We start from the raw sequence: 22823 nt of genomic DNA on the forward strand, positions 1-22823 counted from the left end.
GCTCAGACCCCCCGCATGAGGTCGGCAGTAACGGTCGGCATGCCCAGGTCTGCCGCGCGGTTCATTGCCGCCGCGAGCGTGTTGTGGATGGCCAGCGGGTACAGCAAGGAGCCGGCACCACGAGTCGGCGTCAGCTTGGTGCGCAACGCCTCGACAGCGGCCCTATCCAGGACACGTTCAAGGGGCAGTTGAATGCGCTTGAATCGATGGGTGAGGTAGTTCTCCAGCTCTGTGTCGAGGGGCGGCAGGTTCACGATCTCAATGCGCTGAACCACCTCCCGCACCTCTGGGTTGTGTTCGGACAGCTTGACCTGCAGTTCGGGCTGGCCAATCAGCACCACCGAAAGCAACGGGCGCAGCCCGTCCTTCAGTTCGCGGAAGCGCTTCAGGTGCTTGAGCGTAGCCAGAGGAAGGCAATGAGCCTCTTCGATGATTAACACGTGGCTGTGGCCAGCACGGGCGCTGTCACGGAGCGCTGCATGCAGCTGCGAGAAGCGCGCCTGCGGGCTGCTCATGGTTTTGGCCAGGGGAGCCACGGCAGACATCACCGCCTCCGCTATGTGCAGGCTCCGAAGGGTCTTGCCGTTCTTTTCACTGCCCTCCATAGCCTGGACATAGGGCGCGATGGCGATGATCGCCTGCTCCTCCCTGCGGATGCGGTCGAGCAGCTCCTCATGAAGCGTGGACTTGCCCGCTCCGGATTCACCGATCACGGCCATGAAGCCGCCGTGGCGAGCAACTTGGTACATGCTCTCGCGCACATAGCGGATATCGGCGCTGAGGAACACCTCATCGGCGCTGGCCGGGTCGGCGAAAGGATCGGCCGTCAGGCCAAAGTGGCGCCGGGCCTGCGGCGTCAGCGTCTGCTTACGGAGTAGCATCTGAATCTCCTCGTCGTTGATTTCGGTAGCGGTATCGGGGTCTTGCGGTGTGGAAACCGGGGCCGGCGTGTTAGCGCACGCCGGCTCCTCCTCCAGGTGCCAGTCGACGGCCGGGGCGCCGCTTTCCAGCAGGAACACAGAGATGGCGGACCGGACTCGAGGCTGGTCGCAGCCAGTCGGCAGCACGCCGTGGTTGATCAAGGCATTCAGGGCCGGGCGGCTGAGGGACACCGCCTTTGCCAGCGTCCCCTGCTTGATGCCGGCTCGGGCGAGGATCGATTTCAGACGCAGCGTCACGCGGCACCTCCGTTGATGACGCGCAGGCCGCCACGCTCGGGTTCGACCAGGGCGATCGCCCAGGCCTCGACCTCATGCACCGGCAGACCTTCGGGCCAGCGCTGGCTGGTGCGTGCATACATTTCCGGTGACCAGGTGTTGCCCGACCGCTCGACCAGCGGTTTGAGGCGCATGGCGGCCTCAACGTGGTTGAGCGGGGGCAGCTCGGCCCGGACGACCTCGGGCTCGATGCGCTGAGCTGCCAGCACCTGGGGCGCGTCCAGCTCGGCCAGGGTTCCCGAGCGCGGCAGGCTGGGAGCCACATTCGCCTCACGAATGTGCTTCATCGGGTCGACCTTGCCGCCGAATGGCACGCGGCGGGCCTTGCGCGCGGCGATCGCCTCGGCGTCGCTCTTGACCTCCATCGCCAAGCGATCCAGTTCCTTTCGTGCCGCATCGGCGGGCGTCTCGGGCGCAGCCCGATACTCGGTGCCAACTTGGGCAGCGGTATCGAGGAAGCCCCAGTCGTCGTGCTGCAGGCGCGGTGCAACGAAGTGAATAGGCGCACTGTCCTGTTCGCCCGGCATCAGCACACGCACGCTGTTGTCCGGCTCCAACGCGTTGACCACCACGTCCACGCGCTGTCCGTTGATGAGGCCAGGAATGCCGCGCACGTCGTACTGCTTGCCACGGAAACGGATGATGCAGTCACGCACCGTGCATGCCTTCGGCGTGCTGGTAGCCAGCTGCCGCAGCACCTGGACGTCCGGAGCAATGCGCAGCTGTTCCGGGGTGATGCGCAGCCATCCATCGCGCCTGGTCATGCCTGTGCGGGTGTGGATGCGGGTAGCGTTGTACGCCCGCGCCCACTGCTGGGCCAGGGTGTTCATCTCCTCCAGGCTGGTGACCGGCGACCTGGCCTTGAGCATCGCTTCGAAGTGGGTCTCGATCAGGTAGTTCGCGTTCTCCACCTGGCCCTTCGCACGGGCATTGCCGACCTCGTTGATGATCACTTCGATGCCGCAGGCCGACAGGAAGCTGCGCGTCGTCGCCGCAACCATCGCGCTGCCCGGATCCATCATCAGCAGCTTCGGGATACCGTGCATCGTGCCCATCTCCCGCCGCGTCATCGCGTGGATCAGGGCCGACAGCAGATTGGCGCTGCTCTCGGCGCCCAACACGTAGAACACCTCGATCGCGCCACTCGCGTGGTCAGTGATCGCATAGCGCCACAGGCGGTTCTCGGCGATCTTGGTGAAGTTCTCCGGCTTGCCGCGATAGAAGCGGCGCTTGTCCATCACCTCGGTGCCATTTGCTGCCAGATAGAACTGGCGGCTCACCGAGGCGTCGATCTGCCAGAGGTGGTTCGGATGCGGCGATGCCAGGCGTGCAGCCGGAGTCGGTGCCGCCAGCTGGTCGCGATGGAACCCGTAGGCGCGAATGGCGCGGCAGATTGAGGACACGCTCAACGGCACCAGCTCGCCGGTTGCCTTGTCGACGCGCAGCGCTTCGATGCGGTCATTGGCGCGCAGAATCTCCACGGCATCCTCGACCGGCAGGGTGCCGGTGCCGGTAAGGCGCCGGGTCTCTTCGACCAGGGCCGCGATGGCGGCGGCTTCGTCGCGGGTAAGCGCGAGTTCACCGGCATCCGATCGCTTCTTGCGGGGCTTGATGCCGCCCGTCACCTGCTGCAGGCGACGGTAGGCGGTCTGAACCGAGCAACCCATCTGCTCGGCCAGCTCGGCCGCGATGCGGCTCTTGCTACCGTGCGGCGCCGCCAGCAGTTTGCCGGCCGCCGCTTGGATGAGGGCTTCGGCGGACATGCTCAGGCCTCCGAGCCGTCATGTACCAGCGGCAGGGAGAGCGGCAGCTCTTCGTCGTCACGCACGGTGCGCACTGCATTGAGCAGGCGGCCGATGGTGTCGCTGAGGAAAACCGCTGCGTCGGTATCCTGGTCGGTCTCGGAGGCGTGCGTGGCGCATGCACGGACTGCTGCCATCAAGCCGGCCTTGCCATTGCCCAAGGCAGCGAGGACTGCCTGCTCGGCTTCGGTGACGGCCTGCTTGAGGATGATCAGCTGTTGATCGGTTTCGGCAGTCTTCCAGCGGCGTTGTGCCTTGGTCGTCTTCTCATGTTCCCTGTTCAGGTCATCGGACAACTTGCTGATTCGCTGGTCTTTTGCCTCGATATCGGCGCGAGCGTTACGGACCGCGTCGCGCAGTTCGCGCACGGACATGTTGCCGACGTCATCGAGTTCCAGTTCGCCGGTCTCACCGGTCTCCGCCAACTCCTTGAACTGTTCCTCCGGCAGCGAAAGCAGCTCGATGAGCTTGCTCTCGCTCTTGATCGCGGTGACCAATTGCGTCGACGTCGACGCATTCGGCAATGCGGCCACGCGCCGGGCCGCTTCCATCATCCGCTGTGCCTGACGCGGTTCCATGCCCAGGCGCTGCAGCATTCCCGACCACTCACCGTGGACGCTGCACTCGCGAGCCACCAGCAGGTAGCTGCCAGCGCGCAGGAACGCTTCGCACCCACGATGCAGCTCGCGGCGGATCGCCGCTTCGTAGTGGTCCGGATGCCATGCAAGGCCCTCGCCGAACTGTTCAACCAGCGCAAGCTGACGCTCACGCATCTGCTCCATCTGAGCCGCGTCATTGGCGTCGGTCTTGCCAATGAACTCCGGCCCCACTACCTCGGCCTGTGCCACTGCCTTGCGGCCTGCGGTGTCTTTCTTGGTCATTGCTGTCCTCGTCGATCAGTTGGGGTTGCGGGAATAGCGCTGCTCGGTCTCTTCCAGGCGTTGGCGCACGCGCGCCAGCTCCTGTTCGTGAGCGCGAGCCAGCTGGATCAGTCGGGGGGAAAGGCGCCAGTACTCATCGCGGCCGGCGATGCGCTCTGCGATGCCTTCGTCGGCCAGCACCTCCAGATCACGCAGAACCGTCGAAGGCGTTGCCTTGATCGAATCGGCCAACTGCTTGAGGCGCAGCCCGTCGAAGGCGTGCCCCTGCAGGGCGAAGATCAGGCGCAATGCGCGCCGCACAGGCTGCTGTGCCGGGGCGTTCATGCCTGCACCTTGTCGATGCGGGCGGCCTTCATGATGCGGCTGCGCATGGCGCGGCCCTTGGGGCCATCCCAGGTGCCGAGCAAGGCGCCTCGGGCATTGGAAATGTGGGTTCCGTTCTCGCGGCACCACTGAGTGAGGGTGGTGCCCTGGAGCAGGAAGCCGGCGCGCACACGTTTGTGAAGATCAATGCCGGGGTCAGTGGAACGCATTGGGTTATCCTTCGGTTCTTATTGCCGGGGTGTAAAAGGGCCGTTGACGACTCCGGAACAATCCTAAGTGTAAAAAGTACACCTTGCAAGGGGTTCGTGTGGTTTCTTCACTCATCCGCCAGATCATGGAAGACGGGGGATTCAGGCAGGTCGACCTGGCTGAAAGGCTTGGTATATCTATCGATCGCGTAAAGAACCTGACCTCTGGACGGGTCAAGAAGCTGTCTTCGGACGAGATGCGCGGCTTGGTGGAAAAATTACACGTTCGCGCCGAGTTCCTCGCCACAGGCGGCGGGCCGGTGTTCGCCCAACCAGCAGAAGTCGAGCTGGGCCGTCGAGTGAAGCTGCTTTCGGATGCGTCACAGAAGGCATCGACCTTGGACCTTCCAGAGAGCTACCAGGCGCTCGTCCGCGACATCCTGGTCGGTGCGGCGCTGGGCCAGTCGGATCTGCTGCAGTCCACCATCGATGGTTTCGTTCACGACGTCCGTTCCGCTACGGATGAGTCCAGCGTCGCCGTCAAGCCCCGCAAAAAGACAAGGAGAAAGTCACCATGAAGAAGCTGTACTTCGCAGTCATCGCTCTGCTGCTACTGACCGCTGCAAAGGCGACGGTTGGGCAGGATTTCAACGCTGCCAACCTGGCTCAGTTGGAAGTCGGAAAGACCACGCTCACCGAAGCTGTCGCGCTGCTCGGTGCGGAGCCGCAGAGTTCGACCGTGGGCAGGAGCGGAGCAACCGCGTACCTATGGCAGCACGTCCAGTCGAAGTCCAGTGTTTGGACTGGGCGCTCTGACACCCAGCTCAAGCACGTGATGCTGGTGTTCAACACGGATGGAACCTTCCAGCGAATCCTGCAACTGCGCGGCATCGATCTTGATCCGGATGCGCGAAAGCGATTGATGGAACAACCTGCGGCGCTGCACGCCGCGAACTGACAGAAGGCCACCTCCGGGTGGCCTTCTTCGTTTCCTGCCCACTATCTCGCGCGCGCGCGAGGAAGGCTTGGAACGCGTGCAAATGACCTGAGCGCTGTCGAAATAGAGACTGCATCCCATCGATTCGGCGCGTTCGGGGCGCGCCTGGTCGACGGGCGCTCCTCGTCGTGTCCCGTCGGCCCTTCTATTCCAGGAGCAGGCCATGACGAACAAGATCGCGCGCGGTATCCGAAACAACAATCCGGGCAACATTGAGCGCAACTCCGCCAACAAGTGGCAGGGACGCATGCCCCGCGAGCGGATGACCGAAGAGCAGCGCAACGAAAAGCGCTTCGAAGTGTTCTCGACACCGGCCTGGGGTATCCGCGCAATGGCCCTGCTGCTGATCAACTACCAGGACAAGCACGGCTGCAGCACCGTGCAGCAGCTGATTGATCGCTGGGCGCCTCCGAGCGAGAACAACACGAATGCCTACGTCCGCGTCGTCGCCAATGCAGTGGGCGTCGCCCCGACGCAGTTCATCAACACCCACGAATACCGTCGGATGCGCCCGATGGTCGAGGCCATCATTCGCCACGAAAACGAGCAGCAACCTTACAGCTCGGACGTGATTGAGGAAGGCCTGCGCCTGGCCGGCGTCGTCAACCCCGGCGCGAAGCCGCTGGTTGCCGTGCCTGCGTCGGTCACCACGGCAGCCGCTACTGCAGCCGCTGCGGGCGGCACGATGGCCGCCGTGGAAGCAGCGCAGCAGTTGCAGCCGGTCATCCAGGGAGTGCTGCCAGCGATCCAGCAGGTCAATGCTGTGGCGCAGGCCACCACCGGCATGCCCAGCTGGTTGCGCCTGGCGATCGCCATCGGCGTGATGGCACTGGCCGGCGCCAGCATCTTCACCTGGTGGCGCCTGCGCCGTGCCCGCAAGGCGGTGAGTGCGTGAACCCGCACCTGACCGCCAAGCACGTCGTGGGCGCTGCCACGGGTCCGGTCGTGGTGCGGTTCGCCCTGGCCGTGGTGGTTGTCGCCTTCTTCTTTGGGCTCTGGCTGGGCCACCGGTGGGGCTCGGGAAACCAGGTCGATCGGGTCGACGCTTTGTCCGACCAGGTCATCGCACTCAGCGCGGAGCGCGACACCGCGCGCAGCGTCGCCGCCGGCAACGCCGATGCCGTTGCCACATTGCGGGCCGCCCTCAAACGGGAGGCGGACACGAAGCTGGCCCAGCAGCGCGCAGCAATCGCCGAGCTGGATGCCCGAGCAGACCGCATCGCTCAACTCGAACGCCTGGCGGCACAGCGCCAGCAGGCCCTGACCAAGAAGGTGGATTCCGATGAAGACTGCAACGTGCTTCGCACCACTCCTGTGTGCGCTGCTCTTGCTCGCGGGCTGTGGGGAGACCAAGCAACCGCTGACCCGCACTGAACTGGTCGAGTGGCCGGTGATGGTCTACGTCGAGCTGCCCCCGGCACTCACCGATCCGCTGCAGGCCCCGTCTCCACCGCAGCCGCTGTGCCGTCTGCACGACGGCACGCTCACTCCATGCGCGATCGACGCGATCGTGCGAGAGGCCGCGTGGCAGCAGCTGCTGCAGCGGGCCAACGACGATCGCGCGACATCGGGACGGCTCAGTGGCGCCAGAAAAATGTCACAGCCCAATCTCAGTGGCGGAGACGCCACGAAATGAAGATCCAACTGGAACTTTGGCAGGCCCTGTCGTTGGTGATCATGCTCCTCGGCACGCTGGTGGGCTTGGTCAAGTGGGGCATAGGCCAGATCAAGGCGAGCATTGATCAGCGAATGGCCGGGTTCGAAAAGGCGGCAGAGGGCTGGCGCAAGCAGGAGCTGGAGCTGGTAGGCCTGCGGGCGGAGTTGGCGGAAAAGTACGTGCGCAGGGACGACCACATCCGAAGCCAGACGGTAATCGAGGCGAAGCTCGACGCAATCAACTCAGAGATCAAGACGATTCAGATCCAAGGAGCAAGACGTGAGCATTAATTTGGACATGGATAAGGTTCGCCGGGAAAACCTGCGCTGGGTGATGCTGCTCGGGTTGCACAACGCCTCGCCATACGGCGCATATGAGGCGGTGCTGCTCAGCATTGCGCAGGCGTTGTACCCGGACGCCACCCAGCTGGAGCTGCGTCGTGCCCTGGACTACCTAGAAGACCGCCGCATGATCGAGCTGGACAAGCGCCCGGACGGGCGCTGGCATGCCGACATGACCCGCCTTGGCACCGACATCGCCGAGTACAACGCGAAGTGCGATCCGGGCATTGCCCGGCCCGAGAAGTGGTGGTGACACGATGCCTCCGGCCAGCAAGATCGATCAGCTTCCCCAGGACATCCGCGCCGAGCTGGACACCCGGCTGATTGCCTCCGGCTTCGGCGGGTACGTCGGGCTGGCCGAATGGCTCACGGAGAAGGGCTTCAGCATAGGCAAGAGCGCCGTCGGCGCCTATGGCCAGAAGCTGGAGCGGCGCCTGGCCGCAGTCAAGGCCAGCACCGAGGCGGCGCGCCTGATCAGCCAGGCTGCGCCCGATGATGCCGACGAGCGCAGCAACGCGATCATCAGCATCGTTCAGACCGAGATCTTCGACGCGCTGCTGGCGTTGCAGGAATTGGAGGAAGGCGACGCCGAGGGCATGGACCCTGGCAAGCGCATTGCTCTCCTGGGCAAGGCGGCCAAGAACATTGCGACCCTCAGCCGGGCCAGTGTGAACCGTCACAAGTGGGCAACCGAAGTGCGCGAGAAGGCACTCCTGGAGGCCGCCAGCCGAGTCGAGACTGCCGCCCAGGCGCGTGGCCTCTCCGCCGAGGACGCTCGATTCTGGCGCGAACAAGTGCTGATGGGGATTTGACCGTGGTCGACAGCTTGCGACCACTGCCGGATACCGAACGCCTCGTTGAATGGGACGAGCTGCCCGACTGTGTCCGCGAGATTCCGGCCGACTTCGATCCGCTGGCCGCCGGCGTGTTGATGGCTCACCAAACTGCGTGGCTGCGCATGCAGGCGCTGCTCGACATCGCAGTTTGTGAGAAAGGGCGTCGTACCGGCATTACCTTCGCCCAGGCGCTGGACGACACCATTACGGCCGCCACTTCGAAAGAGGACGGCGGTGACAACATCTGGTACATCGCCGACACCAGGGAAAAGGGCCTGGAGTACATCGGCTATGTCGCCAAGTTCGCACCGATCATCGCGCGTGGCCAGGCCACTCGGATCGAGCAGCACATCTTCCATGACCAGCTTTCCGACGGCACCAGCCGCCAGATCCAGGCATTCCGTGTTCGGTTTGCCAGCGGCTTCCGCATCACCGCCCTGTCTTCGCGGCCAGAGAACATCCACGGCCTGCAGGGCCGCGTGAACATCGACGAAGCGGCACTGCACAAGGACGTGGCCAAGGTGCTGGAATCGGCCACCGCGCTGCTCATCTGGGGGGGGCGCATCCGCGTTTGGTCGACCCATCGGGGCAAGAAGAACCCGTTCAATCAGCTGGTGCAGGATGTCCGCGCCGGCCGCTACGGCGCCAAGGCGGGGGTCATTCGGATCAGCTTCGACGATGCCGTGGCCAACGGGCTGTATGAGCGCGTCTGCGCCATGCGTGGCAAGGTGGCCACCGCCGAGGGCAAGAAGGAGTGGTACACCGGCATCCGTTCTGCCTATGGTCCTCGCAAGGCCGCCATGCGCGAGGAGCTGGACGTCATTCCCCGCGACGGTGATGGTTCGGCCATTCCTTCGGTTTGGCTGGACCGCGCTATGACGGAGACCCGCACGGTGCTGCGGATCGTCTTCGACGACGACTTCCCCAAGCGTCCCGAGAAGGAGCGCGAGGTCTGGTGCGCGTCCTGGATTGGCACCCAGCTGCTGCCGGCGCTCAAGGCCGCCGCCAAGGGCTTCAGTGGCCGCTGGGCGGTTGGCATGGACTTCGCGCGCCATCGCCACTTCTCAGTGATCATGCCGGCGCGAATCGAGCAGGATCTCCGCCGCGTGGTGCCGTTCCTGATCGAGATGGCCAATGCACCCACCCGCCAGCAGGAGCAGATCCTGTGGGCGCTGCTGGACTTCCTGAAGATGGAGGCTGCAGGCCGCTGGTCGTTTGCCGGGGATGCCACCGGCCCCGGCCAGACGCTGATGGAGTACACCGGAGACCGGTACGGCCGTGCCGAGCTGGACAAGGAGACCGGGCGCTACAAGGGTGGCCCCGTCCACGAGGTGACGCTGTCGCGGCCCTGGTACGGCGAATGGATGCCCAAGTACATCGCGCTGTTCGAAGACGGCTTCATCATCCTTCCCAGGGATGCCTCGCTGGAGGATGACCACCGCGCGGTCGAATACGTCGATGGCATTCCGATGGTCCCTAAGTTGGAGCGCAAGGATCTGCAGGATCCAGAGCTGGTGCGGCACGGAGACGGCGCTATCGCTGGCGCCCTGATGCAGTTCGCGGCGCTCAACCACGTGGCACGCGTTCCAATCGAGTTTCTGTCTACGGGTGCGCGAGAGAGTTTCGCCGGGTTGGGCGCTGGCCCCGTGCGCGTTGGCGACGACGGCTTCGGCACTGTGGCAGGTGGTAATGACTTTGGAGGGTTTGTATGAACCAGGCGCGCCCTGAGATCGGCCGGGAGATCGCTACCACCGCGGATGGCATCGACATCACTCGCGGCTACAGCGGCCCACTGCTGCGTCCCTACGACAGCGTGCTTCGCTCGCGAGGTACCAGTGACCTGCTGATCTACGAGCAGGTCTTCTCCGATCCGGAGGTGAAGTCGACCTTTGGCCAGCGCCAGCTGGCAGTTACGCAATGCGAGTACCAGGTCGACGCTGGCGGAGATCGCCCCATCGACCAGGAAGCCGCCGACTTCCTCAAGGCGCAACTGGACAAGGTTGGTTGGGACAACGTGACGACGAAGATGCTGACCGGCGTCTTCTATGGCTATGCCGTGGCCGAGTTGATTTACGAGCGCGTGGGCGATCGCATCGGATTCAAGGCGATCAAGGTGCGCAATCGCCGTCGATTCCGTTTCGGTAAGGAAGGCGATCTGCGCATGCTGACCATGAACAACATGTTGGAAGGTGTGCCGGCGGAGGCGCCTTACTTCTGGAGCTTCTGCGCCGGCGCCGATCACGACGATGAACCCTACGGCCTGGGCCTCGCACACTGGCTCTACTGGCCGGTGCTGTTCAAGCGAAACGGCATGAAGTTCTGGCTCATCTTCCTGGAGAAGTTCGGGATGCCCACCGCCGTGGGTACCTATGATTCGGATGCCACCGATCCGGAGAAGGCCAAGCTACTGCAGGCTACTCGCGCCATCACGACCGATGCCGGCGTGATCATGCCGGAAGGGATGAAGCTGACCCTCCTGGAGGCCGGCCGTAGTGGCACGGCCGACTACAAGGCCCTCCAGGATGCGATGGACGCGGCCATTCAAAAGGTCGTCCTGGGTCAAACAGCCAGCACCCAAGGCACCGCCGGACGGCTGGGGAATGACGACCTGCAGGCCGACGTGCGCGCTGACATCATCAAGGCCGATGCCGACCTGGTGTGTGAGTCCTTCAACACTGGTCCCGCCCGCTGGATCACGGAGTGGAACTTCCCCGGTGCTGCAATCCCTCGCGTGTACCGCGTCACAGAAGAGGCTGAGGATCTGGAAAGCCGAGCGAAGCGTGAAGAGACGGTATCGCGCCTTGGCTTCAAGCCCACCCTCAAGCACGTCCAGGACACCTATGGTGGTGAATGGGTCGAGGTGGGCGCTCCCGCCGCAGTGCCGCCTCTTGATTCCAGCGCGATCGCCGGACCGGCATTCGCGGACCCTTCTGCGTCCATCCTCTCACTGCTGCAACGCCATCATCCGGCCGCTTTCGCAGATGCGGTTGGCAGGGCGGCCGATAGCATGGCTGCCCAGCTCGATCGTGTGACGCGGCCTGCTGGTGAGCAATGGGTGGCCACCCTCCGTGGGCTTACGGAGGAGTCGACATCTCTGGAGGATCTGTACGAACAGGTGCTGGCACGGGCGCCGGATATGAGCCTGGAGGAGTTTGCGACGGCTACAGCCCAGGGCCTCGCAGCCGCGCACCTGCGCGGCCGCGATGACGTCCAGCAGTCGATCGGGAGCTGATCGATGGCTGGTGTTGGCTACGGCACAGTTCCCTTCGCCCAGCAGATCGCGTTCTTCCGGCGTAAGCGAAACATCGTCACGGAAAGCTGGCTGGACGTATGGGAGTCGGAACATGACCAGGGCTTCATGGTCGCCGGTGCCAACCGCGACGAGCTGGTGGCCGACTTCGCCGCTGCCATCCTGAAGGCTAAAGAAGATGGCACTACCCTGGAGCAGTTCCGCCGCGACTTCGACAGCATCGTGGCCACGCATGGCTGGGACTACAACGGTGGACGCAACTGGCGCAGCCGCGTCATCTACGAGACCAACCTCCGCCAGAGCTACAACGCGGGCCGTTGGCATCAGCTGCAGGCTCTGAAGAAGTCCAGGCCCTGGTGGCGCTACCGCCATAGCGACGCAGTCGAAACCCCGAGGCCCTTGCACCAGGCTTGGGATGGGATGGTCCTGCATTGCGACGATCCCTGGTGGCAGTGGTACTTCCCCGCCAATGGCTGGGGCTGCCAGTGCTATGTCGAGGCGCTCAACGACCGCGATCTGGCGCGGTTGGGCAAGGATGGGCCGGACAAGGCTCCTCCTATCGAGTTTGAGCAGCGCCTGGTCGGGCAGCGCAGCCCAGGCGGTCCGTTCCTGGTTGAAACGCCGATCGGTGTGGATCCAGGCTTCGGCTATGCCCCTGGCCGCAGCTTGGATGGTTGGCCGAGCAGCAGAGGCGGACCGCAGACACCGCCTGCGCTGGGCAGCGGCATCGAAGAGGCGCTGCAGGGTGCGCTGCGCAGGAATGTGCGCCTGCCTGCAAACCCGGCAGCACGTACTGCTGCCCAGGTGCTGGAGCGCCCCCGTGCGCTGGGCGCGATACAGGCCGGCCTGGCCGAGTGGCGTGCAGCAGCTGCAGCTGGCCGCACACACGCAGGCCAGTACCTCGTCGGTGCCCTACAGGCGAGTGCAGTCGATGCGCTGCAGGGCAAGGCGGCAGAGCTGGGCTCGGCGGCGATCGCCATCGAGTCCGCCGACGTACTGGACAAGGTGCCGCCGTCCCACTTCCCAACGCTGGCCAGCGCAATGCGCTCACCCTTTGCGCTGTTGTACGACGCTGCCGCCAGCATCGTGCGCTTTGTTCTTCAGGGGGATCGGCAGCGACAGCGCTTGATCGTTGACGTCAAGATCCAGGCAGAAGCAGGCGTTCCAAATCTGATCAAGCAGGCAGAAATGGTCGCAGCGAGGAAGCTCTACCGCCTGGTCGACGACGGGAGCTGGCAGCTGATTCAAGGTGAGATCCCCTGATGGCCGCGCGCGTTGAAATCACCAAGGACACTGCCGGCCCCGCGTTGCGTAATGCTGCCAAAGGGCTGCGCAACGACGCGTTGCAGCCGATGCTGGAGGATATCGGCGAGTACCTATTGCGCTCTACGCGCGACCGTGCCGCACGCCAGGTGTCGCCGGACGGCGCCCCTTGGGCACCACTCTCGCCAAGCTACCGGCGGTACAAGGAACGCAAGCGTCCGGGCGTTCCGATGCTCCGCTTCGACTTCCACATGCTCGGTGACCAGCTCGCGCATCAAGTGGTGGGTGACACGCTGCTGGTAGGCACCAACGCACCTTACGGCGCTATCCACCAGTTCGGCGGCGCGATCAACAGGCCTGCACGCTCTACCCAGGTGTACTTCCGTCAGGGCCGGGATGGCGAAGTCGGAACGCAGTTCGTGAAGCGGCGCCAATCCAACTTCGCTCAGTGGGTGACGTTGCCGGCGTACACGATCGGCATTCCCGCGCGCCCGTGGCTTGGCCTGTCCACCGAGGACGAGCAAGAGGTCATCCTCATTGCCTCCGATCACGTGGCAGGGTTGTTTTCGGAGTGAGCGCAACAGCGCGCCGCTGCGCCCGATGACGTGCTGAGTGGCACGGTGATGCATCGCTAATGTGCCGCAAGTGTCAGACACCGCTTTCTGCGCGATCCTTCCCGCTTCGAAGGCGATGATGCGGGTGGCCTGCCTACAGTCGCGCGCGTGCGACCCGAAAAAGCTGTGAACCCGTGCAAATGACCTGACGCGATCGCGACAGGAACATGGCGGCATGAACCAGCCCGCCGCCGCACTGCAAATCTTCAAGGCAGGAACCCACGTCGCCGAAGACGGGAATTCCTACACCTTCACCGAAGAGGACGTTCAGCAGATTGCACAGACGTACAGTGTCGATCTGCACGAAGCGCCAATCGTCGTTGGTCATCCCAAGGCTGATCTGCCGGCATACGGCTGGGGCAAGGCCCTGGAGTGCCGCGATGGCGTGCTGTTCGCCCAGCCGCACCAGGTCGACCCTGACTTCGCCAGCATGGTCAACAAGGGGCGCTTCAAGAAGATCAGCGCGTCGATCTTCCTGCCCAATACCCCAGGCAATCCGACACCAGGCAAGTTCTACCTGCGGCACATCGGCTTCCTGGGCGCCCAGCCGCCGGCGGTCAAGGGCCTCAAATCCGCGTCCTTCGCTGACGGCGAAGAGGCCGTCTGCTTCTCGCAGCCGCTCGCGCGCCTGGGCTGGACGTTTGGCTCCTTGCTGCAGTCGTTGCGCGACTACCTCATCGACCGTGATGGGCTGGAAACCGCCGACAAGATCATCCCGCAATGGCAGATCCGCGAGGTCACTGAAAGCACCCGTGAGCCGGACGACAGCGCGGGTCTTTCGCCGACGTCTTTTGCGGCACCCATTGATGAAACAACCTCGGAGAATCCCATGTCACAGCAGACCCCGGAACAGATCGCCCAGCGCGAGCAGGAAATCCAGGCGCAGACTGCCGCCCTGGACACGCGCGAGAAGGCGCTCGCCGCCCGTGAAGAAGCCGCGCGTCGCGAGGATGCGGCGAGCTTCGCCGAAACCCTGGTCACCGAAGGCAAATTGCTGCCGCGCCAGAAGGCGGGCGTCGTCGAGCTGCTGCTGGCGATGCCTGCCGGCGGCCAGGCGCTGAACTTCGCCGAAGGTGACAACCAGGTCTCCAAGCCGGCGGAACAGGTGCTGCGCGAGCTGCTCACGGCGATGCCGAAGGCAATCGACTTCTCCGAGAAGTCGGGCGACCAGGGCGTCGAATCGCCGGCCAACTTCTCGGCGCCGCTCGGCTCCACCGTGTCGCCGGACCGAGCGGTGCTGTTCAACAAGGCCAAGGCCCACCAGCTGCAGCACCCCGGCACTTCGTGGGCCGATGCGGTTGCAGCGGTTGGCGGCTAACCCACTTTCCCAGGAGAGAACCATGTCGCAGAACATCGCCCTGCTCACGTTGTCCGTGAAGGCCACCGCAGCGCTCATTGCCAACCGCTTCGTTTCGCCCGCCGGTGGTGTGGCTGCTGCCGGCGGCAACAGCTATGGCGTCACCCGCTCCAATGCCGCCATCGGCGAGCTGGCGCCGGTCGACGTCCTCGGTACCACCCAGGTGGTGGCCGGCGGTTCCATCGCTGCCGGCGCATCCATCCAGGTCGGTGCCGATGGCAAAGCGCTGACCGCCGACACCGGCAAGGTCGTCGCCCGTGCGGCGCCCGGTTCCAGCGCTACCGCCGATGGCGACGTGCTGGAAGTGATCCTCATCCCGAATTGATCGGCACCTCGCCGTAGGAGACCAAGTAATGTCCGCACAGATGACCCCCGGCCAGGTTCGCGTCGTTGACCCGATCCTCTCCGAACACGCCCGTGGCTACCGCCAGGCGCAGCTCGTCGCATCCGTCCTGTTCCCCTTCGCCGACGTTGCTGCCTACGGCGGCCGGGTCATCGAGTTCGGCAAGGAGTCCTTCAAGGTCTACAACTCCAAGCGCGCACCGGGCGCGGCCACCAAGCGCGTCCGCTTCGGCTATGAAGGCAAGCCGTACAGCATCATCCCCAGCTCGCTGGAAGCGGTGGTGCCGCGCGAACACATGCGCGACGCCAACGCAGTGCCGGGCATCAACCTGGCGACCCGTGCCGTCAATGTCGTGCTGCGCTCGCAGCTGCTGGAGTACGAAGTCGAATGTGCCGGCATCGCCACCAATGCCAGCAACTACGACAACGACCACAAGGTGACCCTGACCGGAACCGACGTCTGGTCGAACGATGCCTCCGACCCGGCCAGTGACGTCGAGACCGGTAAGGAAGCTGTCCGCGCCAGCATCGGTCTCTATCCCAACACGATGCTCCTGTCGGCCACCGCCTTCAGCAAGCTCAAGCGCCATCCCAAGATCATCGCGCGTTCGGCCGACAGCGGTATCCGCAAAGTCACCCTGGATCTGCTCCGTCAGGTGTTCGAGATCGAGAACATCGTGGTGGGCGCGGGCGTCGTCGCTGGTGCGAACGACGAGTTCGGCGACGTGTGGGGTACTTCTGTGGTGCTGGCCTATGTCAGCCCCGGTTCCGACGTGAATGCCAATGCCGAGGAGCCGAGCTACGGCTATGGCTACCGCATTGAAGGCATGCCGCTGGTCGAGGAGCCGTACTACGACAAGAACGCCAAGAGCTGGATCTATGGCGTCAGCAACGATGCGTCGCCGGTCCTTGCCGGAATGGCCGCCGGCTACCTGATCCAGGGCGCCGGCCTGTAATACGCCGCCGGCAACAGGACGTCGCCGGATTGGCTGTCGCTCATCCGTACAACCCAGCGAGCGGCAGCAGCAGGCGAACGCGGGCCTGATCGTGCACAGCACGAAGAACCATGCGTGACAGCCGGAGAGAACGGCACCACACCTATTCGGAGACCCCGTCGTGGCCAAGCCCCGCACCGCGCCGTCCAGCGCACCCAAGACCGTCCAGGACAGCAAGCCGGCCGCCGCGCCGGCCGTCACGGAAGAGAAGCCCGCAGAGGCCGCCACGGCACAGCTGGATCCCCCGGCCGATGCCGATGCCAAGATCGACGTCGACGCGGCCGCATCGACGAGCTTGGCCGCCGATGCGGCGCTGGCACCGGCCGAGAACGATCAGGCTCCTGGCGCCGACGGCGACATTTCCGCCTCTGCACCGCTGGCCACCGCTGAAGCCAGTGGCGCGGACGATGCCGCTGCTGGCCTTGGCGCCGACGTGAATTCGCACGACGACGATGCGCCGGCGCGCGTCTGTTTCGAGGTGCTGGCTCCATTCAAGTTCCGGGGCAGCGTCCGGAAGCCTCCCGCCTGGATCGAAATCTCCGAGGACGACGCGGCGATCTACCAGGCCGCTGGCTTGCTCGGCACCGAACCGGCCGAACCCTTCGACCACGTCTGAGGGCCGCCATGTCCTACTGCACGCTGCCCCTGCTGTCGGCCGCCAAACTCGCCAGGGAACTGGCCGAGGTGGCCACCCCGGAGCGCTTCCGCATCGTCGATGAGGCACTGATGGACGCCACGCTCCTCGGCGAGGACCGCAGTGCCTACGATCCTGCAGACGTTGCGATCGCCGATCAGGCTGCAGCGCACGTGCAGCGCGCCTTGGACGACGCCGACGGCGTGATCAATGGCTACCTGGTCGTGCGCAAGCCGGTGCCTTACACCGTGCCGCTCAACCCGGTGCCGACGATCGTCCCGACCTGGGCACGCTGGATCGCCCGCTACCTGCTGCACAAGGATCGGGTCAACACCGAAGACCGGACGGATCCGGTTGTGCGCGACTACAAGGAAGCACTGCGCTTTCTGGAACTGACGAGGGACGGCAAGTTCTCGCTCGGCGTTGACGATCCGCTTCCGCCTCCGAGCAGTGGCTCGCCTGAGTGGTGCGCGCCGGCACGACTTTTCACCCACGCCACGCTGGAGGACTACGGCAAGTGAGCGCCGCGCCCTTCGACGTCGAGCTGGTCCGCGAGCGCCTGGTGGCGGCCAAGTTGCTGGAGAACCAGACGCTGCGGTCTATCAAAGGAGCGGCCGACTACCACGCTGTGCAGTCGCTCCAGGACTTCCCGGCACCGTGCGCCTACCTGGTGCTGGCCCGAGAAAAGGCGCCTTCGCAGCAACAGGGCGTCGCCCCGCCGGGTCAGCAGGTGCCGAGCAGTCAGATCGCCTACGCCAGCTTTGGCGTGGTAGTTGCGGCGCGGAACTACCGCGATCAGCGCGGCGAGCAGGTCGCCCAGGATCTGCAGTCAGTGCTGGCCGCCATACGCGGAGCGCTGATTGGCTGGGTTCCGAACCTGCCGGGCGCACGCGCCTGCCAGTTCGTCCAGGGCGACCTGCAGGACTACAACGCCAGCATCGCGCTGTGGGCCGACATCTATCAAACGCAGCACATCATCAAAGGAGCAGCGCGGTGAACGAAGCACCCGTCCAGAAGCTGGTCGAGGTCACCCTCGACAAGCCCCACACCCACGCCGGCGTTCAGTACGACGCCAAGGCCAAGATCAAGGTGTCCGAAGCCGATCGCGAGTGGTTGATCGCGAACCGCGTGGTCGCCGATACGAAGGAGAAGTGACGATGTCCGGTACCGGTTCCCTTTTCTCGCTGCAGGGCTACATCCGCAGCGCCGACGTCCAGCCCGATGGCAAGATCGGCAAGCTGCGCTGGCTCGGCAACGTTCCCGAAGCCACCCTGGAGCTGTCCACCAACAGTACCGACAAGACCGACTCGTTCTCCGGCAAGCGCCTGCAGCTCGGCCGCCTGGACACCGGCACGACCGCCGCGCTGAACCTGACGCTGGACTACTGGTCCTCCGCCAACCTGGCGCTGGGCTTCCAGGCAACGGTCGCGGACATCGCCGGTGCTACGGTGACCGGCGAGGCGTTCCCCACCGGCCTGGTGGTGGGTGACCAGGTGCGCCTGGATCATCCGTTCGCGTCCGCCCTGATACTGACCGACAGCGCCACCACCCCGGCTACTGTGCCGCCGGCCAACTACGAGCTGGTCGGCCACAGCAAGGGCGTCGTCGAGCTGAAGAACATCGGCACTTTCCAGCAGCCGTTCAAAGCGGCCTACAGCTATGAGAGCGTGGAGAACACCGTGCTGTTCTCCGCACCAGGAAAGGTGCAGTTCCTGCAGTTCGACGGTATCAACACCGAGACCGGCGACGCCGTGGTCATCGAGCTGTGGCGCTCGCGTTTCGCGCCGGTGCAGTCGTTGGGCCTGATCAACCAGGAGTACGGCAACCTGGCACTGTCGGCCGCGATCCTGTTTGATCCGGCCAGGGCCAGCGATCCGGTGCTGGGCGGCTTCGGTCGCCTGCTGCAGAAGAAGGCCGCCTGATGGCCAAGAAGGTCGAGGCCCCGGATAAGAAGGGAGCGCCCAAGACGGGCGCTCCCGACGACCTGGCCATCCTGCACCCGGAGAGCATGGCGGTGATCGGTGGGCGCGAGATCACTGTCCGTGAGTACGGCTTCGTCGAGGCCGCACGTCTGGACCGTCACATTCGTCCGCTGGTCGAAGGGCTGCACCGCGTCTTCGGCGATGCGTCCGTCATCCCGAGCATGGAAGCGGTGGCCGAGGTTCTGGCCAGCAACATCGATGACGTGTTGGTGCTGATCGCCGCAGCGACCGACCAGGACAAGGACTGGATCAGCGGTCTCGGCTACCGCGATGGCGAGCAGCTGCAGCTGCTGTGGTGGCAGGTGAACGGCCATTTTTTCATCGAACGCCTGATGCGAAAGGCAGCGGCCGAGCGGCTGGCAAGGTCATTGGCTGGGCCCAGCTCTACTCAACCCTCATCCGGGCAGGGTACGGACGAACCCCCGCCGACATCGGGCGATATACCCAGCGGCAGCTGATGCTCTTCCTACGGGAAGAAGACAGGCGCAGCCGTAGGGAGCGCCGCGCCAGGCTGCACGACATCAACGCCGCATTCGCCGGCGGCGCCGTAGCCAAGGATCTATCCAAGCAACTGGAGTAATCACGTGAACCGCAACGCCGGCAACATGGAACTGGCCCTCAAGATCCGAGCGGACCTCGGCCAGGCCGGCAGCGCGGTCCAGGCCCTCGACAAGGATCTGGAGAAGATCGGCGGCTCGGCGCAGAAGGCGGCCGATGGCCTGGCCAAGGTCGGCAATGCCAAGGGCGTCGCCGAAACCGGCAAGGCGGCGGAGACCGCAGCCGCCGGCCTGCAGCGCCAGGGTGAGACGGCCGAGCAGGCGGCCAAGCGCATCCAGGACATGGTGCAGGCCTCGCTGGACTACAAGCGGGCACTGGACGCCCAGGTGCAGTCGAGCCAGTCCAACAGCGAAGCGGCCTCCCGGCATGCCGCCGCCACCGCCGCGCAGGCGCAGGCCTCCCGCGAGGCAGTTCAGGCTGCCTACGCCTCGCAGGCCACCACCACCCAGCAGATCCAGTCCATCTCTGAGCTGCAGCAGCGCGTCGAGCGCGGTGCCCGCTCGTTCGAAGACCTGGCCGAAACCGAGCAGCTGCTCGATCGGGTGATGCGATCCAACCTGATCTCGGTGGAGGAGCAGTCCGAGATCTTCGGCAAGCTGGACAAGCAGGAGAAGCAACTGCTGGCCAGCAAGGAACAGGCCGCTTCCGCCCGCGCCAAGGAAGAGCGTCAGATGCAGCAGCTGCTGCGCGTGTACGACCCAGCCCACGCTGCGCTGGTCCGGCTCGATGCCGATGAAGCCAAGCTCAAGCGATCGGTCGATGCCGGCACCATCTCGCGCGAGGCCTACAACCGGGCAATGGTGGGTATCGCCAGCCAGCGTGCCCATTGGCAGCAGCTCAGCGACGGTGTCGACCTTGCCGATCGGCGCATGCGCAATCTCAGCCTGTCGGCCCGCGAGGTCCGAACCAGCCTGGCTGGTGTCGGCGCCAACTTGCTGCAGGGTAATATGTCCGGCGCCGGCAGCATGCTGCTCAACCTGGGCAGTCGCAGCGCGGCCGGCTTTGGCGCTCTGGGCGTGGCCATTGGCGGTGCCGTGGCCACGATGGGACTGTTCGCGGCCGCCGCATACAAGGGCTATCAGGAGAACCGCGCCCTCGAGCTGTCCCTGATCGCCACCGGCAATGCGGCGGGGACGACGGCTGGGCACTTGGCCGAGCTGCGCAACCAGGTGGGCGGCGCCACCGGCGAGTACGGGAAAGCCCAGCAGGCCTTGAAGGGACTGGCCGGCTCCGGCCAGGTCGCCAGCGATTCGCTGGCGGAGGCAGCCCAAGCCGCTGTGGACATGTCCACGCTCACTGGCGACAGCATCGAGAAGACGACCGCCAAGGTCATCGAGTTGGCCAAGGCCCCGTCGGCGACGCTGGCCGAACTGAACCAGCAGTACAACTTCCTGACGCTGGAGGTGTACGACCACGTTCGCGCTCTGGAGGATCAGGGGCGCCAAACCGACGCCGCACGTCTGGCCATCAGCGCCTTTGCCGAAGTCCACAAGCAGCGTGTAGAGGAGGCCCGCCAGTCGGCCGGCTTCCTGGAACAGGCATGGGAAGGCGTCAAGGGCGCGGTGCTGCGCACCTGGCAGGCAATGAAGGACGTCGGCCGCACTGACGTCGAGGCGCGCCTCAGCTCGCTGCGTGAGGATCTGGCCTTCTTCCAAGCCTTGCGCAACAGCCCGATTCCGGGTGACGCCACCCGAGGCGCGGCGGGCGAACAGCAGACCAAGGCTCGCATCGCCGCGCTGGAGTCCGAGAAGGTTGCCCTGGAGCAGCGGGCGGCGGCCGATAAGGCCAACCAGGACGTGCAGAGCAAGGCTGTGGCCGCATCGAAGGCCATCCAGGACCAGCTCGATAGCGGCGCACCGAAGGCCGAGAAGCTGGCAAAGGCCGTCGACGAACTGGGCAAGAAGTTCCGCGCATTGCGTGACGGCGCTGCAGCTGGCAACACGGATCCGGCGCTGCTGCGCGACGTCGTCTTCGGCGCCGATGGCAGCATCAAGGGCGGCGCCTATGACAAGGCACTCAAGCAGCTGCAGGAGCAGTACAAGGATCGTAGCCGCACGCGCAAGCCGGGCAAGACCGAGGGCGAGAAGGCCGAAACCGCAGCCCAGCGCGAGCTGGACAACCTGGCCAAGCAGGTGTCCATGCTGGGCGACCTGCAGGAGGGCGAAACCAAGGCCGGCGAGGCCGCGCGTATCCGCTATGAGATCGAGGAAGGCGCCTACAAGAACGCCAGCGAGGGTCTGAAGTCCCAGCTGGTCGACCAGGCGCAGCTGCTCGACAGCGAACGCCAGCGCGTGGAGATGGCCAAGAAGATGGTCGACGTGCGCCTGCAGCTGGCGCAGCTGCAGGGCACCGGCACCGATGCCGAGGCGGCCAAGACGGTGAAGGAGCTGGGCCGCCTGCAGCAGCAGCTCGACAACGTAGGCAAGAGCGCCGAAGCGGCCGACGTGGCCAAGCTGATGAAGCTCACCGAGGCCAGTGCCCAGCTCAGGGGCCTGCAGGAGACCTACAACCGCACGATGGGCCAGGTTGCCTTGGAGCAGCAGCGCATCCAGGTCGAGCTGCAGGCCGGTCTCATCACCGAAGCGGATGCGCAGCAGCGCATCGTCAACCTGTACCAAGCCAAGCTGGTCACGTTGCGGGAACTGGTTCCGAAAATGCGGGAAGCCGCGACGGCCTTGGGCAACCCCGAGGCGCTGGCGGCGGTCGAACAGATCGAGCTGAAACTGCGGGAGATGGCGCAAACCACGGACCTCCTGCAGCAGAACGTCCGTACCACGTTCCAGAACGCCTTCAAGGAGGCGTTCATGTCGCTGGCCAGCGGCAGCGCCTCCCTGGGTGACATGGTGCGGGGCTTCTTCGTGACGGTGTCCACTGGCCTGGCCGAGTTCGTCGCCGATCAGTGGTCGCAGGCCCTGGCCAGCAAGATCACCTCGATGGTGTTCGACAAGGGCGTGGACGTCGGCGCTGACGCTGCAGCTGCAGCCGCCACCCAGGCATCGGCGGCGGCGCTGTCGAGCGCAGCTGCAGGCGTCACCGCCGGGGCCACGGCGGTGGCCACCAGTGCAACCGCGCTCGGCACCTCCGGTGCCGGCTTGATCAGCGGTGCGGCGGCGGTGACCGCTGCGGCCATCCAGATGCAATCGGCAGCAGCTGCGATGGCTGCCGCAAATGCGATCGGGGCCGCTTCCAGCTTTGCGGTCGGCGGCTACACCGGTCCTGGTGGCAAGTACCAGCCCGCCGGCATCGTTCACGCCGGCGAGTTCGTCCATCGCCAAGAGGTAGTCCGCCAGCCCGGCGCACTGGCATTCCTGTCGGCCTTCAACCAGGTCGGCATGGCGGCCATTGACCGGTGGCGCGGCTATGCCGAGGGCGGCGCGGTCACGCCGATGATTGCAAGCACCCCCATCTTCACCGCCGCGTCGCCCACGCCAATGGCCGCTGCCACGCAGCTGGGCTTGCGCGTCATCAACCAGGTATCGCCGGACCTGCTCGATCAGTACCTGGACGATCCAGGCAGCGACACCACCGTCATCAACAAGATCAGCCGCAACGCTGCGGCTGTCCGCCAAGTACTGGGACTCTGAA

At 65.1% G+C, this 22823-nt stretch carries 27 protein-coding genes; 22 read left to right on the top strand and 5 right to left on the bottom strand.

The window, feature by feature from the left end; all coding sequences use genetic code 11:
- Positions 1-2: 2 nt before the first annotated feature.
- Genes ACM0PY_RS02035 through ACM0PY_RS02055 form a run of 5 tightly spaced genes read right to left on the bottom strand, consistent with a single transcriptional unit; the run spans position 3 to position 4433 of the window.
- On the bottom strand, positions 3-1178 hold the full coding sequence (locus ACM0PY_RS02035; RefSeq protein WP_414609364.1) for an ExeA family protein: 1176 nt from the start codon (positions 1176-1178) through the stop codon (positions 3-5).
- Positions 1175-2980 (bottom strand): TnsB C-terminal domain-containing protein, encoded by a 1806-nt coding sequence (locus ACM0PY_RS02040; protein WP_032960496.1) that lies wholly within the window; start codon positions 2978-2980, stop codon positions 1175-1177. Before ACM0PY_RS02040 ends, ACM0PY_RS02035 begins: the two co-directional genes overlap by 4 nt.
- A 2-nt stretch (positions 2981-2982) precedes the next feature.
- A complete protein-coding gene (locus ACM0PY_RS02045) occupies positions 2983-3867 on the bottom strand; it encodes a hypothetical protein (protein WP_414609363.1) in 885 nt (294 codons plus the stop codon).
- A 48-nt stretch (positions 3868-3915) separates the two neighbouring features.
- Positions 3916-4224: a helix-turn-helix domain-containing protein gene (locus ACM0PY_RS02050; RefSeq protein ID WP_032960500.1), complete on the bottom strand. Its 309-nt coding sequence runs from the start codon at positions 4222-4224 to the stop codon at positions 3916-3918.
- Entirely contained in the window at positions 4221-4433 is a 213-nt protein-coding gene (locus ACM0PY_RS02055) for a helix-turn-helix domain-containing protein (RefSeq protein WP_032960502.1), read from the bottom strand. The genes ACM0PY_RS02050 and ACM0PY_RS02055 overlap by 4 nt, the downstream gene beginning before the upstream one ends.
- 98 nt (positions 4434-4531) lie before the next feature.
- On the opposite strand from ACM0PY_RS02055, the gene ACM0PY_RS02060 reads away from it, so the two are divergent.
- The 22 genes from ACM0PY_RS02060 (at position 4532) to ACM0PY_RS02165 (ending at position 22822) form a co-directional block, all read left to right on the top strand.
- Positions 4532-4990 carry a helix-turn-helix domain-containing protein gene (locus ACM0PY_RS02060; RefSeq protein ID WP_032960504.1) on the top strand — a complete coding sequence of 153 codons (459 nt, stop codon included), beginning with the start codon at positions 4532-4534 and terminating at the stop codon, positions 4988-4990.
- A complete protein-coding gene (locus ACM0PY_RS02065; protein WP_032960506.1) occupies positions 4987-5370 on the top strand; it encodes a hypothetical protein in 384 nt (127 codons plus the stop codon). Before ACM0PY_RS02060 ends, ACM0PY_RS02065 begins: the two co-directional genes overlap by 4 nt.
- A 202-nt stretch (positions 5371-5572) precedes the next feature.
- Positions 5573-6304 carry a hypothetical protein gene (locus ACM0PY_RS02070; RefSeq protein WP_080281892.1) on the top strand — a complete coding sequence of 244 codons (732 nt, stop codon included), beginning with the start codon at positions 5573-5575 and terminating at the stop codon, positions 6302-6304.
- Entirely contained in the window at positions 6301-6783 is a 483-nt protein-coding gene (locus ACM0PY_RS02075) for a hypothetical protein (RefSeq protein WP_032960508.1), read from the top strand. The genes ACM0PY_RS02070 and ACM0PY_RS02075 overlap by 4 nt, the downstream gene beginning before the upstream one ends.
- A gap of 19 nt (positions 6784-6802) precedes the next feature.
- Positions 6803-7045, top strand: coding sequence for a hypothetical protein (locus ACM0PY_RS02080; protein WP_032960510.1), 243 nt, complete (start codon positions 6803-6805; stop codon positions 7043-7045).
- Positions 7042-7356, top strand: a complete 315-nt coding sequence (locus ACM0PY_RS02085; RefSeq protein ID WP_032960512.1) for a hypothetical protein — start codon at positions 7042-7044, stop codon at positions 7354-7356. Before ACM0PY_RS02080 ends, ACM0PY_RS02085 begins: the two co-directional genes overlap by 4 nt.
- Positions 7346-7660, top strand: a complete 315-nt coding sequence (locus ACM0PY_RS02090) for a DUF4423 domain-containing protein (RefSeq protein WP_262204784.1) — start codon at positions 7346-7348, stop codon at positions 7658-7660. Before ACM0PY_RS02085 ends, ACM0PY_RS02090 begins: the two co-directional genes overlap by 11 nt.
- A 4-nt stretch (positions 7661-7664) precedes the next feature.
- Positions 7665-8219 carry a DUF3486 family protein gene (locus ACM0PY_RS02095; protein ID WP_032960517.1) on the top strand — a complete coding sequence of 185 codons (555 nt, stop codon included), beginning with the start codon at positions 7665-7667 and terminating at the stop codon, positions 8217-8219.
- Positions 8220-8221: 2 nt separating this feature from the next.
- Complete coding sequence (locus tag ACM0PY_RS02100) at positions 8222-9955, top strand: hypothetical protein (protein ID WP_080281894.1); 1734 nt, start codon at positions 8222-8224, stop codon at positions 9953-9955.
- On the top strand, positions 9952-11475 hold the full coding sequence (locus tag ACM0PY_RS02105) for a DUF935 domain-containing protein (RefSeq protein WP_032960521.1): 1524 nt from the start codon (positions 9952-9954) through the stop codon (positions 11473-11475). The genes ACM0PY_RS02100 and ACM0PY_RS02105 overlap by 4 nt, the downstream gene beginning before the upstream one ends.
- A 3-nt stretch (positions 11476-11478) precedes the next feature.
- Complete coding sequence (locus ACM0PY_RS02110; RefSeq protein ID WP_032960523.1) at positions 11479-12756, top strand: phage head morphogenesis protein; 1278 nt, start codon at positions 11479-11481, stop codon at positions 12754-12756.
- Entirely contained in the window at positions 12756-13331 is a 576-nt protein-coding gene (locus ACM0PY_RS02115; protein ID WP_032960525.1) for a phage virion morphogenesis protein, read from the top strand. The genes ACM0PY_RS02110 and ACM0PY_RS02115 overlap by 1 nt, the downstream gene beginning before the upstream one ends.
- Before the next feature lie 214 nt (positions 13332-13545).
- Entirely contained in the window at positions 13546-14688 is a 1143-nt protein-coding gene (locus ACM0PY_RS02120; RefSeq protein ID WP_032960527.1) for a hypothetical protein, read from the top strand.
- A gap of 22 nt (positions 14689-14710) precedes the next feature.
- Positions 14711-15052, top strand: coding sequence for a capsid cement protein (locus ACM0PY_RS02125; protein WP_032960529.1), 342 nt, complete (start codon positions 14711-14713; stop codon positions 15050-15052).
- Positions 15053-15080: 28 nt separating this feature from the next.
- A complete protein-coding gene (locus ACM0PY_RS02130; RefSeq protein ID WP_032960531.1) occupies positions 15081-16025 on the top strand; it encodes a major capsid protein in 945 nt (314 codons plus the stop codon).
- A gap of 160 nt (positions 16026-16185) precedes the next feature.
- Positions 16186-16680: a hypothetical protein gene (locus tag ACM0PY_RS02135; protein ID WP_414609361.1), complete on the top strand. Its 495-nt coding sequence runs from the start codon at positions 16186-16188 to the stop codon at positions 16678-16680.
- A gap of 8 nt (positions 16681-16688) precedes the next feature.
- Positions 16689-17219, top strand: coding sequence for a DUF1320 domain-containing protein (locus ACM0PY_RS02140; protein WP_032960535.1), 531 nt, complete (start codon positions 16689-16691; stop codon positions 17217-17219).
- Positions 17216-17695 (top strand): phage tail terminator protein, encoded by a 480-nt coding sequence (locus tag ACM0PY_RS02145; protein WP_032960537.1) that lies wholly within the window; start codon positions 17216-17218, stop codon positions 17693-17695. The genes ACM0PY_RS02140 and ACM0PY_RS02145 overlap by 4 nt, the downstream gene beginning before the upstream one ends.
- Positions 17692-17853 (top strand): DUF7210 family protein, encoded by a 162-nt coding sequence (locus ACM0PY_RS02150; protein ID WP_155029304.1) that lies wholly within the window; start codon positions 17692-17694, stop codon positions 17851-17853. The genes ACM0PY_RS02145 and ACM0PY_RS02150 overlap by 4 nt, the downstream gene beginning before the upstream one ends.
- Positions 17854-17855: 2 nt before the next feature.
- Positions 17856-18620 carry a phage tail tube protein gene (locus tag ACM0PY_RS02155; protein ID WP_032960539.1) on the top strand — a complete coding sequence of 255 codons (765 nt, stop codon included), beginning with the start codon at positions 17856-17858 and terminating at the stop codon, positions 18618-18620.
- Positions 18620-19138 (top strand): DUF6631 family protein, encoded by a 519-nt coding sequence (locus ACM0PY_RS02160; protein ID WP_032960541.1) that lies wholly within the window; start codon positions 18620-18622, stop codon positions 19136-19138. The genes ACM0PY_RS02155 and ACM0PY_RS02160 overlap by 1 nt, the downstream gene beginning before the upstream one ends.
- A gap of 126 nt (positions 19139-19264) precedes the next feature.
- Positions 19265-22822 (top strand): phage tail length tape measure family protein, encoded by a 3558-nt coding sequence (locus tag ACM0PY_RS02165; protein ID WP_032960543.1) that lies wholly within the window; start codon positions 19265-19267, stop codon positions 22820-22822.
- Position 22823: the final 1 nt, after the last annotated feature.

Source organism: Stenotrophomonas sp. BR163, assembly GCF_047520985.2.
GTDB classification, from domain to species: Bacteria; Pseudomonadota; Gammaproteobacteria; order Xanthomonadales; family Xanthomonadaceae; genus Stenotrophomonas; species Stenotrophomonas sepilia.